The sequence below is a fragment of the Labilithrix luteola genome, from assembly GCF_001263205.1.
Lineage (GTDB): Bacteria > Myxococcota_A > Polyangia > Polyangiales > Polyangiaceae > Labilithrix > Labilithrix luteola.
On the sequence record NZ_CP012333.1, the window covers coordinates 6,479,997 to 6,491,613 of the forward strand.

Annotated in this window: 11 protein-coding genes; 7 read left to right on the forward strand and 4 right to left on the reverse strand. The window is 65.6% G+C overall.

Annotated features, from left to right (window positions below; all coding sequences use genetic code 11):
* The first annotated feature begins 8 nt into the window (after window positions 1-8).
* The 6 genes from AKJ09_RS28130 to AKJ09_RS28155 are packed head-to-tail and all read left to right on the forward strand — an operon-like array spanning window position 9 to window position 6,986.
* Window positions 9-1,202, forward strand: coding sequence for a hypothetical protein (locus AKJ09_RS28130; protein ID WP_146650949.1), 1,194 nt, complete (start codon window positions 9-11; stop codon window positions 1,200-1,202).
* A complete protein-coding gene (locus tag AKJ09_RS28135) occupies window positions 1,199-2,506 on the forward strand; it encodes a sialidase family protein (protein ID WP_146650950.1) in 1,308 nt (435 codons plus the stop codon). The genes AKJ09_RS28130 and AKJ09_RS28135 overlap by 4 nt, the downstream gene beginning before the upstream one ends.
* Complete coding sequence (locus tag AKJ09_RS53370; RefSeq protein WP_169927934.1) at window positions 2,503-3,768, forward strand: hypothetical protein; 1,266 nt, start codon at window positions 2,503-2,505, stop codon at window positions 3,766-3,768. Before AKJ09_RS28135 ends, AKJ09_RS53370 begins: the two co-directional genes overlap by 4 nt.
* Before the next feature lie 16 nt (window positions 3,769-3,784).
* Entirely contained in the window at window positions 3,785-4,642 is an 858-nt protein-coding gene (locus tag AKJ09_RS28145) for an RCC1 domain-containing protein (protein WP_169927935.1), read from the forward strand.
* Entirely contained in the window at window positions 4,639-5,100 is a 462-nt protein-coding gene (locus tag AKJ09_RS53375) for an RCC1 domain-containing protein (protein ID WP_169927936.1), read from the forward strand. The genes AKJ09_RS28145 and AKJ09_RS53375 overlap by 4 nt, the downstream gene beginning before the upstream one ends.
* Complete coding sequence (locus tag AKJ09_RS28155) at window positions 5,097-6,986, forward strand: IgGFc-binding protein (protein WP_146650953.1); 1,890 nt, start codon at window positions 5,097-5,099, stop codon at window positions 6,984-6,986. The genes AKJ09_RS53375 and AKJ09_RS28155 overlap by 4 nt, the downstream gene beginning before the upstream one ends.
* Here the strand turns inward: AKJ09_RS28155 and AKJ09_RS28160 are convergent.
* Both AKJ09_RS28160 and AKJ09_RS28165 read right to left on the reverse strand, forming a co-directional pair.
* The gene (locus tag AKJ09_RS28160) at window positions 6,976-7,584 is read right to left on the reverse strand and encodes a 2-hydroxychromene-2-carboxylate isomerase (protein ID WP_146650954.1); all 609 of its coding nucleotides are present in this window, start codon (window positions 7,582-7,584) and stop codon (window positions 6,976-6,978) included. The two genes, AKJ09_RS28155 and AKJ09_RS28160, sit on opposite strands and share 11 nt — an antisense overlap.
* On the reverse strand, window positions 7,578-8,180 hold the full coding sequence (locus AKJ09_RS28165) for a GNAT family N-acetyltransferase (protein WP_169927937.1): 603 nt from the start codon (window positions 8,178-8,180) through the stop codon (window positions 7,578-7,580). The genes AKJ09_RS28160 and AKJ09_RS28165 overlap by 7 nt, the downstream gene beginning before the upstream one ends.
* A 53-nt stretch (window positions 8,181-8,233) precedes the next feature.
* On the opposite strand from AKJ09_RS28165, the gene AKJ09_RS28170 reads away from it, so the two are divergent.
* Window positions 8,234-9,163, forward strand: a complete 930-nt coding sequence (locus tag AKJ09_RS28170) for a LysR family transcriptional regulator (protein WP_169927938.1) — start codon at window positions 8,234-8,236, stop codon at window positions 9,161-9,163.
* Between the two features lie 19 nt (window positions 9,164-9,182).
* Here the strand turns inward: AKJ09_RS28170 and AKJ09_RS28175 are convergent, their stop codons facing one another.
* Entirely contained in the window at window positions 9,183-10,394 is a 1,212-nt protein-coding gene (locus AKJ09_RS28175; RefSeq protein WP_146650957.1) for a DUF6892 domain-containing protein, read from the reverse strand.
* A 121-nt stretch (window positions 10,395-10,515) separates the two neighbouring features.
* Complete coding sequence (locus AKJ09_RS28180; RefSeq protein WP_146650958.1) at window positions 10,516-11,295, reverse strand: bestrophin-like domain; 780 nt, start codon at window positions 11,293-11,295, stop codon at window positions 10,516-10,518.
* Window positions 11,296-11,617: the final 322 nt, after the last annotated feature.

The window sequence follows — 11,617 nt, forward strand, 5'->3', positions numbered from 1 at the left end:
GAGTCATCGTGAAACGTCGAATCGTCGGTCTCGCGTGGGCCTTTGCCCTCGCGGGCATCTCCGTGCAGTCGTGCGCCAATCCGGCGTCGCTCGGCCCCGGTCGTGCGCACGACGCGGGAGCCACCGAAGCCACTCCGTCCTTCACTGATCCGTCCGACGGTGGCAAGGAGGCCGAGGTCGAACCGCTGCGCGCGTGCATCGGTACGGAATGCCCGTCTCCCTTTGCGACGTGCCCGGCCATCGACGATTCGAGGCCGGGCTCCCGCTACAAATGCGATATCGACCTTTCGTCGGACAACGAGAATTGCGGAGAGTGTGGCCACGTCTGTCCGGTGTTCGATCAGCTCAATCTCCTCTCCCAGTGTACGAACGGAAAGTGCATTGCGGCGTGTCAGTCGCAAGAGTTGAAAGACTGCAACGATCGCATCGAAGATGGCTGCGAGACGGATGTCACCACCGACGAATCGAACTGCGGCGCGTGCGGAAATGTCTGCCCGCAAGGTGTGGCGTGCATCGCCGGCGTTTGCGGCTGCCTGAATGGCAAGATTCAGTGCAACGGCCGGTGCGTCGATCCCCAGGGCGACGACAAGAATTGCGGCGGGTGCGGGAACGTTTGCACGCCGCCCGACGGCAAAGCACCACCGGCCCACACGCGGTTCGGCTGCGTGGGTGGGACCTGCGGACAGCCGAAATGCATCGATGACGGGAACGAGAAATGGACGGACTGCAATGGCACGATGTCCGACGGGTGCGAGATCAACTTGCTCGCCCCGGATCCGGAGAATTGCGGGCAATGCAGCGTCGCTTGCAAGGCCGATGAGCAATGCCGTCTCTTTCATGGCGGATATTCCTGTGGATGCAAATCAGGGCTGACCGAGTGCGAGCACGATGCGGTTCACGCCTGCACGGATCTCTCGACGGATCTCGGGCATTGCGGAGCCTGCAATCACGATTGTCCGTACGTCGACATGATGCAGCGTCCTCATCAGTGGCCTACCTGCATCGACGGGGTCTGCGGGACAGCCTGCGAGCCAGGGTGGGGTGATTGCAACCGGACCCCCGCCGACGGCTGCGAGACGAATCTCCTCGTGAGCACCGGCGACTGCGGGGCGTGCGGGCATGCGTGCGACGCGGCGGCCGGGCAGCCGTGCATCAACGGCGTGTGTCTGATGGTGAGCTGCGATGCAGGAGAGACCCATTGAATCCCACGCATGATCTTCGACGCTTGCTGCCATCGAAACTCGGTGTCGCCTTTGCGCTCCTGACGTGCTCGTTTGGATTCACTGCGCCCCTGTCCGCAAGCTGCGCGCAGTCCGATCCTGCGTCGAGCTCGACCTCGAGCGACGTCGATTCTGCGATCGTTCCTCCCGGACAACTCGACATCGATGGCGGCGTGGACGCCGCGGATGACTGCGAAGGCGACGCTTCCTTGGAGTGCACGACGCGCACCTTGCCTTGCGAGCAAGCCGCGTTCTGCACCGTTGCCGTTCCGGCCGACGGTCACCTGCTCACCGGTGTGTGGGGCAGCGGAAAGGACAATTTCTGGGCTGTCGGAACGGGCGGCGTGATTCTCCGGTGGAACGGGACCGCCTGGTCGCGTGTCGCGTCCGACACGTATCAGAGCCTCTTCGCCGTCTGGGGAAGTGGAGAGCACGATGTCTGGATTGCAGGGTCGCGCTCCTTCGTCCTCCACGGAGTCGTCGAAGGCGGCACTGCGACCTGGCAACCTTTGCCTGAGCTCTCCGCGCCCTACTACACGGAGTCCCCGGTGACTTGGACCGAGACGTTCGCGCTGGCGGCGTGGGGCACGTCGGCTGACGACGTGTGGATCGCCGGAGAGGGCTATCCAGCCGGCCCGCCCTATCCGGTCCAATGGACGACGGTGTGGCGGAGCACGCAGGCCGACGGTGGCGCGGCATGGAAGAAGGCGCTCCTCAGTACGCAAATCCAAACGGCGCCCGCCCCGACGATCCGGGGACTTTGGGGGGCGGACGCCAACGAGGTCTGGGCCGTCGGTGGACATGACGGTCCGGATTACTCGACGACCCACGGCAAATCGTATCGCGGAGTGCCGTCATCGGACCCCGACGGCGGTTTCGAGCTCACGTGGACCGAGGTCGATACGCAGTCGAATGCCATTCTCCACGGCGTTTGGGGGAGCGGAAAAGACGATGTCTGGGCCGTCGGAGAATACGGGACGATTCGTCATCGTTCGGCCGGCGATCCGCGGTGGAGCGTCGTACCGTCGCCGACGGATCGCCATCTTTACGCGATTTGGGGGAGCGGTCCGAACGACGTCTGGGTCGTCGGCGACTACGGTACCATTCTTCACTACGACGGAGCGACCTGGACGAGAGCGACGACGACGCTGGCCCTCGGCGTGAAACCCGACCTTCGCTCGGTTTGGGGCAGTGCTCCGGACGACGTCTGGGTCGTTGGAAAAGGCGTGGCGCTCCACTTCACCGGGCCCAAGTCGCCGCGCCCCGCCACGGGAGGTCAGAAATGAAGTCGATGCGATGGTGGGGGCTCTTCGCCTGCGCGCTCGTGCCGATGATCGCGTGCGCGGAGAGTGACGAAAACGCGGTCGACGTTACTCCTCCGCCGGTCGAGGATCACGATGGCGGCCGCACCGAGCAAGCGGCTCCGGACGCGTCCGCGGACGTGGCTGCACCGAGCGATGGCGAGGCTCCCTCGTCCTGTACGAGCGACGGCTTCTGCCGCACGTCCTTGCCCGAGCATCGAGTCCTGCGTGGCGTCTGGGGCGACGGGAACGGCGTCGTTTGGGCCGTCGGTTTCGAAGCGCTCGGCTCCGATCCGTCGGGCCTGCCCGAAAGCGTGCAGGGGAACGTTCTCCGTTGGGACGGCGCGGCCTGGTCGGTCGTGTTCACGACGCCAGGTGCACTCTACGCGGTCTGGGGAAGTAGCCCCACGGACCTATGGATAGGCGGTGAGGACGGCCTCTTCCACGGTGAGGGGCCGAGCTCTGCGGCCATCACCTGGACGGCCTCGCCGCAGAACGACGGAGTCATTCCGGTGCGGTCGATCTGGGGCTCGGGCCCTCGCGACGTCTGGGCGGTCGGGAGCCACGCCGATTACGACGTCTGGCCGTTCGTGTATCGAAGTCGCGTTCTTCACTATTCCGGACCGTCGACGAATCCCGAACAAGCTTGGTCGCTCGATCCGGTTTCGGACAGGGACTATCTCTTCGACAACGTCTGGGGCACGCGCCAAGGCGAGGTGTGGATTGGCGGCGACCAATGGGAAACCTATCCGTTTCCCCCCGCGCTCGTGCTTCACAAGCCTCAGGGGGGCGACGCCGGTGGGGGCGACGCCGGCGGAGGCGACGGCTGGACCGCCGTGGCTCTCGCGCCCGACAGCGATGACGACGTCGTCTACGGGATCACCGGCGGAACGGTGCTCGGTGACGATCTCTGCGTCCTCGGATGGCTCGCTCTCTCGCAGTCCGGCTCGGTATGGACGGGGAAGAGCGACGGCAACGGCCAGTCGACGTGGAAGGGCGACACCTCCTCTCGGTTGCCGTTCTTCCACTTCGCTGCGTGGGGCACCTCGACCGACGACTTCTACGTGGCTGGCCAATACGGTCGACTGCGTCACTTCCACGGAGCCAGATGGGAATATCCACGAATCTCCGTCGACGGGCTTCCGATCACCAATGACTTCTATTCGATGTGGGGACTCGCCGGTGAAGACCTGTGGCTCGTCGGCGACAACGTTGCCATTCGCAAGCAACTGCGATCGTTCAAATGAGGTCGGTATGAGTGCGGTGAGGCGATTTCGCTGTCTCCCCTTCGTGGCCGGCAGTGCGCTCGGTGCATGGATGGGGCTCGTAGCGTGCAGTGGCGGTAACCCGCGTCCCGATGCGGACCCCGATTCGACGGATGCCATGGCGGACTCCGTCGCGCATCTCCCGGAGGCGTCGCGACCCGCACCGGATGCCACCGACGACGCGTTCGTGCCGTACGACGGTTCGGCCGAGCCGGTCGTGTGCACCGAGCAGCCGTGCGCCGTCGAGCTCGTCGCAGGGAGCCATCATTTTTGCGCGCGTTTGGCCGATGGAACGGTGCAGTGCTGGGGTGACGATGCCCGCGGAAAACTCGGAGGCGGCCCCGGCGACGATGCCGGAGCGCTCGGTCCGGTGAAGGTCGTGGGGCTCGAAGGCATCACGCAGCTCAGCGCGGCAGGGGAGACGACGTGCGCGCGCTCGTTCACGGGCGAGGTGCGGTGTTGGGGAAGCAATGCGAGCGGCCTTCTGGGCCTGCAGGCATCGCCGGCGCTCGTCGACTCGGATTCGCATTCGACGCCTGCCACGGTCGCGTTGACGCGCGCCGCGTCTCGCGTCGACGTCGGCCTTGCGAGCGCCTGCGCGTTGGTCGATGGGGAGCTTTGGTGCTGGGGATCGAACGGCACGCAGCAGCTCGCGAGGTCCGGCAGCGACGCCGTCGGCGGTCCTGCCCCGCGGACTTGGGCGCGTATCGCGTTCTCCGGGCCGGCGCGACGCAGAAGACGGGCTATGGCCTCACCGCCGAAGGCGTGCTGCTCAATTGGGGGGCCGTCGAAGGCCGTCAGGCGTCGGTCAAGGTGGACCGCGTCCCCTCGAGTTTGCCCGCGCTTCCGTCCGTGAGCGACTTCGCCGTCGGTGAGCTGCACGGATGCGGCGTCAGCCAAGGCACCGTCTACTGCTGGGGAGCGAATACCGCGCAAGCGCTCTGCACCGGCCTCCCGGACTCGGAGCAGGAGCCCAGGCTCGCGCCCCCGAGCAATGATGCCCGCGGGCAACAGATCTCGGTCTCGCGAAGCAACACCTGCGCGCGCATGACGGATGGCACCGTTCAATGCTGCGGAGACGACCGCCATGGTCAGCTCGGGCGCGGAGACAGCGGTGCGCCGCGGTCCGCGTTCCGACCCGTCATCAGCTTGGCCGATCACGTCGTCCACGTCGTCACGAGCGATGGATCCGCGTGCGCCCTCGTCCAAGGCGGCGCCGTGAAGTGTTGGGGGAGCAACGAGTACGGCGAGCTCGGAGGGCAGACTCGTGACGGTCTCCGCCATCCGCAGCCCTCGCAGGTCACGTTCCGATGAAGGCACCCATGATGAACGAGCGAACGCACACGACCAATTCTCACGCCCGCGCCCGGTCGAGCGCCATCGCCGCGGCGCTAGGCGCCTTCGTCGTGCCCATGGTGACCGTTGCTGCTTGCTCCTCGTCCGAGCGGCCCTTCGTCGACGACGCTCCGCCGACCATCGCCTCGGAAGGGGGAGACTCGACGTGCCATCAATTCCGATGTTCCCGTGACTTGAAGAAGGTCCTCGACGGCTGCAGTGACGGCGAGGTCGTTCTCCAGGAATGCGGGCCAGGCCAGGGCTGTGGAAATGGCCAGTGCGTCGACGCGTGCGCGAGCGCCGAGATGTCGAAAGGATCGGTGGGCTGCTCGTTCTGGACCCTTCCTCCCGAAGACGGGACGTACGGTCATGGCTCCTGTTTCGCCGCGATGATCGCCAACACGTGGGACCAGCCGGTGACCATCGAGGCCGATTTCGGCTCTGATCCGCTAGCACTCGGGAACTCCCTCTTCACGGCGCGAAACGACAGCGTCGGGCGCACGATCTACACGCCGCTCGCCGGTCCTTTGCCGGCCGGCGAGGTCGCGATTGTCTTTCTGTCGCAAGGGCCGAAGGAATCGCGCAGTGGCGATAGTCCGTATATTGCCTGTCCGAGCGTTGCCACGGCGGCCCTCGCGCGCGACCCGCTCGATCATGCGACGGCGCTGACCAAGGCATTTCGTCTGAAGACGAGCGCTCCGGTGAGCGCATATTCGATCTTCCCGTATGGTGGCTCGCCCTCGTACATCCCGTCCGCCACGCTCCTCTTGCCGGTTTCATCGTGGGGAACGAACTATGTCGCCGTGAGCGCCGGCAAGGTCATGAAGGCCGGTTCGGGCGTCGCCGGACCTGACGCGAAGACCACACTCCAGATCGTCGCGAACGAAGACGATACGCGCGTTCGTATGCTCCCCGTGGCGGACGTGGCCGAAGGTGCCGGCGTCGCCGGGGCGGGGGCGAACGTTCCTCAGACCTGGATCTTGTCGCGTGGACAGGTTCTTCAACTTTCCCAAGTCGGGGAGTTGACCGGGAGTCCCATCGAGTCGAACAAGCCGATTGGCATGTTCGGTGGAACGGAGTGTGTCTACATTCCATCCGGTTTCGCGGCCTGCGATACGCTCCAGCAGCAAATCCCGCCTCTCTCGCAGTGGGGAAGTGACTACGCGCTCGTGCCGTTTCGGCCGCGCATCGACAGCCACGGCGGCGTGGAGGCCCGCGAATACGTTCCTTATCGCCTCGTGGGGGCGGTCGACAATACGAAGCTTACGTATGATCCAGCGCCGCCGGCGGGCGCGCCCGAATGGCTCTCCGCGGGCCAGGTCGTCAACTTCATTTCGGCGAGCCTCGTGACGGTGAAGAGTCAGGACAGCGACCATCCGTTCTATGCGGGCGTGTACATGACGGGCGGCCTGTTCAACACGACGCACGTCGTGAACGGCGGTGCCTCGACTTCAGGCTCGACGAGCGGCGACCCCGACTTCGTCAATGTCGTGCCCTCCGAGCAGTTTCTCGATCACTACGTCTTCTTTGCGGACTACACCTATCCGGAGACGTCGCTCACGGTGGTGCGGCGCAAGACGGCGCGCGGCTTTCTCCCCGTGGAGCTCGACTGCGCGGGCGAGCTCGAAGGCTTTCAGCCGCTCGGTACCTCGGGCGAATACGAATTTGCGTGGGTCGTTCTTACTGCGCGTGGGGTGAACGCGACGTTCCCGCGCGGCGAATGCAGTCTCGGTCGGCACGAGGCAAAGAGCGATGGGCCCTTCTCCGTCACGGTCTGGGGGACGGGCGACTTCGCGAGTTACGGCTATGCAGCAGGAATGGGCAGCCGCCCCTTGAACACGGTCGTTGCGCCCGTCATCCGCTGACGTCACGTTGCGAGAGAGCGAATTCGATCGCGCGCTCGAGACGATCGTTTCCCCAGAAGAGCTCGCGCCCGACCACGAACGACGGGGCGCCGAAGATCCCCAGGCTTCGCGCCCGATCGACGCTCTCGCGTAGCTTGTCCTTCATCGCCGGTCCGCACGCGCGTGCCCGCACGGTGGAGCCTTCGAGTCCGATCGCGGCGAGCGTCGAGTCGATCACCTCCTCGCTCCCCAGGTCCTCGTCGCGTACGAAATGCGCACGGAACGCCTCTCGCGCGAAGCCCTCGACGAATCCCTCTTCGACGCCGAGGAGCGCGACGCGCGCAGCGAGCACGGACCGTACGGGAAAGATCGACGGGCGCTCGAACGGCACGCCCTGGTGCTCGGCTTCGCGCTCGACGTCGCGCCACATGTATTGGCCCTTGTCCGGGTAGAGGTTGAATGGCGAGGTCGTCCATCCGCGATCGGCGAAGATCGGTCCAAGGATGAACGGCCGCCAGACGACCTCCACACCTGCCGCGCGCCCGAGATCGCCGATGCGGACCGCCGCCAGGTACGAGTAAGGGCTCGCGAACTCGAACCAAAATTCCAGCTTCAGCATGCGTTTCGACCTTGGAGCTTACCCTCGAATGCTTCCCGCAAGGACGGGGCGACGCGCGGTCCGACGCGGGCGAACAGCGCATTCGCAGGATGCATCGTGATCTCCGGATCGTCGGTCGGCCACGAGCTCATCCCTGCGTGGCGAACCGTGGCCGAGAGGACCCGGCGATGGGCGAGCGGAGATCTCGAAGACCAGCGCAAATCCCAGTGGTGCACCACCCCGATCCCGAACAGCACGGCTTCCTCGAGTCGCTTGTCTTCGACGATCGCGCTCGCGATCCGAGAACCGAGACCTTTTCCACGATAGGCGCGCGCGACCTCGAGTGCGCCGAGCTCGACCAGACCGTCGAGGTCGTCCCATCGGCGCGCGAGCAGGCGACCCATCCAGCGAACGGGGCTCGGCCGTACGATGCTCGCGTAGCCGATCAGCTCGTCGTTCTGGAGCGCGGCGACGACGCGTCCACCCGTCTCGAGGACCGCGTCGACCGCGTCCGGCAGCCGGTCGGAGGTGACGATGGCCGCAAACTCTCCAGCTGGCCGTATCGCCGCCGGGCGCCGATCGGCGGACCAGAACTCCATGCGCGTCAGGTCGTTCATGGACCGATCTTCGCGGCTTCCCGTCGCGCGTGCCATGCATGGATGCGCATGGCATGCTGCAGAAACGCATGGCCATGCCGATGGACTGGGACGACGTTCGCTTCTTTCTCGCCGTGACCCGTGCAGGCACGCTGGCCTCCGCAGCGCGGTCGTTGGGCGTCGACCAGACCACGGTCGGTCGCCGTCTCGCGTCGCTCGAGGAATCGGTAGGGCAGACGCTCCTCGAGCGGGCGCCGACCGGGTTTTCGCCCACGGAGGTCGGAAGGCGCGTCATCGGCGCCGCCGAGACGATGGCCGACGCGGCCGGCGACTTCGAGATTGCGGCGCGCAGCGACGAGGCGGGCGCCGTGGAGAACGTGCGTGTCGCGACGACCGACAGCCTGGCCGAGCACTTCGTGATTCCAGCACTTGCGACCCTTCGCGCACGGAAACCGAACGTGAACGTCGACCTCCAGACGGCATGGGCGAGAGTGAATCTTCTCCGAGGCGAGGCGGACATTGCCGTCCGGCTCGTTCGCCCTACGCACCGACGCCTGGTTGCGCGGAAGGTGGCCGACTTCGCCATGCGCGCGTATGCATCGCCCGCCTATGTCGCTGCGCGCGGCATGCCCGCTTCGGATTTTCGCGGACACGACGTGCTCGCGTACACCGCCGCTCGCGAGGCATCCTCGAACTTCACGCTCGCGGGGCTCGATGCTCGCCCCGGGCGGAACGTCCTTCAGACCAATAGCGGCAGCGCACTCCTTCGTGCGGCACGCGATGGGCTCGGCGTGGCGGAGCTGCCTTCGTACGTCGGCGACGCGGATCCGGGCCTCGTCCGCGTCTGCGCCAACCACGCTCGCTTCTATTCGGTCTATCTCGTCAGCCACGAAGACCGGCGGCGCGTACGTGCCGTGCGCGCCGTGAGCGAGGCCATCGCGGCTGCTTTCGACGGCTACCGTGCGAGCGCCCGGCAGGCAGTACGTTCGAAACGCAGCCGTTGAAAGACGGGCGCGGCGGCCGTCATCCGCAATCGTCGACGCGCACGACGAGCGGCGCCAGCTTCTTCGGCAGGTCCGGAGGCACGTCGATGCCGTGCGGTACGCCGAGTCGTTCGAGCGTCGAGATCGTGGCCAGCGACTTCACGGATTTGATTGCTCCGACGCCGAGCATGATGGTCTTCAACGCGGGGTGCTTCGCGAGCGGAGCGAGGTCCAGCTCGGGGCCGTAGGGCAGCGAGAGATTGCGCAGGTCGAGGGACTCGAGCTTCGCGAGCGCCGAGATTCCATCGAGGGACCGAAGGTCCTTGTAGTCGGCTTCGCCGCCCGTCTCGACACCGATGAGCCGTTCGAAGAAGATCTCGAAGTCGAGGACGAAGGCGAGCGAGTCGAGCTTGCTCGTGACCTTGGAAGGAAGTGGCAACTGGGAGAGGGCCTCGAGCGCCGCGTCGATCTTCTCGTCTTCGTCGAGATCGTCTCCGCGGTTGCCGATGGGCTCGAGCGCCTCGGTGATGACATCTTCGCCGAGCAGGCCCTGCTTCCAGAGGTTCGCCACCACGAACAGCTGAAGCGCCCGATCCGGAAAGCGAATGCCCTCGACCTTCGTCGCGGCACTCTGGTCTTTCGGGTTGGCGCTCGCGTGCGGCGTAGCCTTGGCCTGCCCGGGAGCCGCTTTGCGTTTCGGAACTCCTTCGTACGATTTGAGCTTGCCCTGGCGGAGCTCGGCGAGCCGCATCGACTCCTCGACGAAGTCGACCACCTCGGTTTTGCACTTGTCGAACACCTTGGCCTTCGACAAGGGCGGAGTGAGGGTGACCATCTGCGACCGAGCCGGCGGCGCGGCGCCCTTTTCGTCGAGTAAGTTGTTGAGGCTGAACATGTCCATCGCCACGTAGAGCGGCGCGATCTCGCCCTCGACGACGTTCGAGACGCCCTGCTGCGCGTCGAGGCAGAGGATTTTGTCGTCGTCCATCGAGGCGAACAGCGCGCCGAGGGCACTACGCATGAAGACGAAGCAGCGCGTCGAGTCGACACCCCACGCATCGAGGAGCGCCGCGTGCTCGAGCGGATTGACCGTGAAATAGCGCTGGCTCGCATTGGCGAAGCCGAAGCGTTCGAGCAGGCCGACCGTCACCTCGGGTACGCCTGCGTTCTTCATTGCGGAGAGTTCGGCAGCGGTGAAGGCGCGCTCGGTGGTGAGAGAATGCACCTCGAGGAACTGGTCGAAGTAGGCCATGGCCCTCGATGTTATTCCGTCGCGACGTCGGATCCATCCTCGCCCTCGAGAAACGAAAATCGTCAATGAAGTGCCGGATTCCGGACCGTGACCGAGTCGGTCGGCGAGGGCGCCCGCTTCGTTAGGGGCTGGCGTCTTTCAACGACGTGAGCAGCTCCGCCATGGGCGCTTGCGATACGAGGAGGAGACCTCGCCGCGGCTGCTCGAGATCGATCGTGACGGCGAAGACGAGGGCGACGAGGGACACGTAGGCTCCGATGCGGAGACGGCTGGTGGCCTTCTCCTCGTGCCGGTCGTGCAATCGTCCCATGGTGAAGGTGGTGAACACCCCGAAGAGGACGAGCATCAGCACGATGCTTCCGGAGACCTGGTTGCGTACGCCGTGGAGGCGCTTGTCATGGGCAGCTGTCACGCCGTTGTAGGCATTGACGAGCGGCGCATGGATCGTGGGTGTGTTTTTGTTGGCGATGACGTGCTTCACGACCGTCCAGATGCGCGCCTGAGCGTCTTGCCCTTCGCGGATCACCTGCGCCATCTTCGGATCGTCCAGGCGCATCGGTCCGAACGTGAGCCGCTGTTCGACGTACGAGCGGATCTCCCGAGTCAACTCGTGGCGATCAGGCTCCTCGAGGGCGGAGCCAACGGTCGCCAGTTCGCCGATGGCAATCGCGTCGTCTCGAAGGAGTTCCTTCCGCGCCTCGTAGCGGCTTGCAGCGCCCGAGAAACAGAAGGCGAGCAAGAGGCCGAAGAGCGCGAGGCTCGCGTCTTCGATACGGGTGGACGGCGTGCTCTCTGCGAGACGCGGCGTCCTCGCCAATGAGCCGGCGAACCAGCCAACGATCATCAGGCCGGCAAAAATGAAGGCCGAAAGCCACGCGTCGAGACGAATGAAGAGATCCAAGAGATCCGAGATCTTTGCTTACCTCGCGCACGACGGTCAACTCGCTCGTCACGCCCGAACGAGCGGACGGACGGCCGCGCTCGCGTCGAGCGGAGAGCTGGAAAGGCAGAGCCTCCGGAATGCTCCGTGGTTGCTTTCTCCTCGCGTCTTCGGCCGCGCTCGTCGTCGTCGCGCGACCTGCCGCGGAGCGTGCGACGATCCGAAGAGCGGAATCGAGATGGCGCCCTTTGCGCTTCTCGAGATGCACGTGGCCGAGCGGTCGGCGGCGGCACCGTGCGTGAGTGCATGGAGAAGGCGCTTCGAGCGATGAAGATGACCTGTC

Excerpts from the sequence above, each read along its gene's own strand:
- AKJ09_RS28165 (WP_169927937.1), bottom strand. The coding sequence starts at position 8,180 with ATGAACGACCTGACGCGCATGGAGTTCTGGTCCGCCGATCGGCGCCCG.
- AKJ09_RS53370 (WP_169927934.1), top strand. The coding sequence starts at position 2,503 with ATGAAGTCGATGCGATGGTGGGGGCTCTTCGCCTGCGCGCTCGTGCCG.
- AKJ09_RS28160 (WP_146650954.1), bottom strand. The coding sequence starts at position 7,584 with ATGCTGAAGCTGGAATTTTGGTTCGAGTTCGCGAGCCCTTACTCGTAC.
- AKJ09_RS28170 (WP_169927938.1), top strand. The coding sequence starts at position 8,234 with ATGCTGCAGAAACGCATGGCCATGCCGATGGACTGGGACGACGTTCGC.
- AKJ09_RS28155 (WP_146650953.1), top strand. The coding sequence starts at position 5,097 with ATGAAGGCACCCATGATGAACGAGCGAACGCACACGACCAATTCTCAC.
- AKJ09_RS28175 (WP_146650957.1), bottom strand. The coding sequence starts at position 10,394 with ATGGCCTACTTCGACCAGTTCCTCGAGGTGCATTCTCTCACCACCGAG.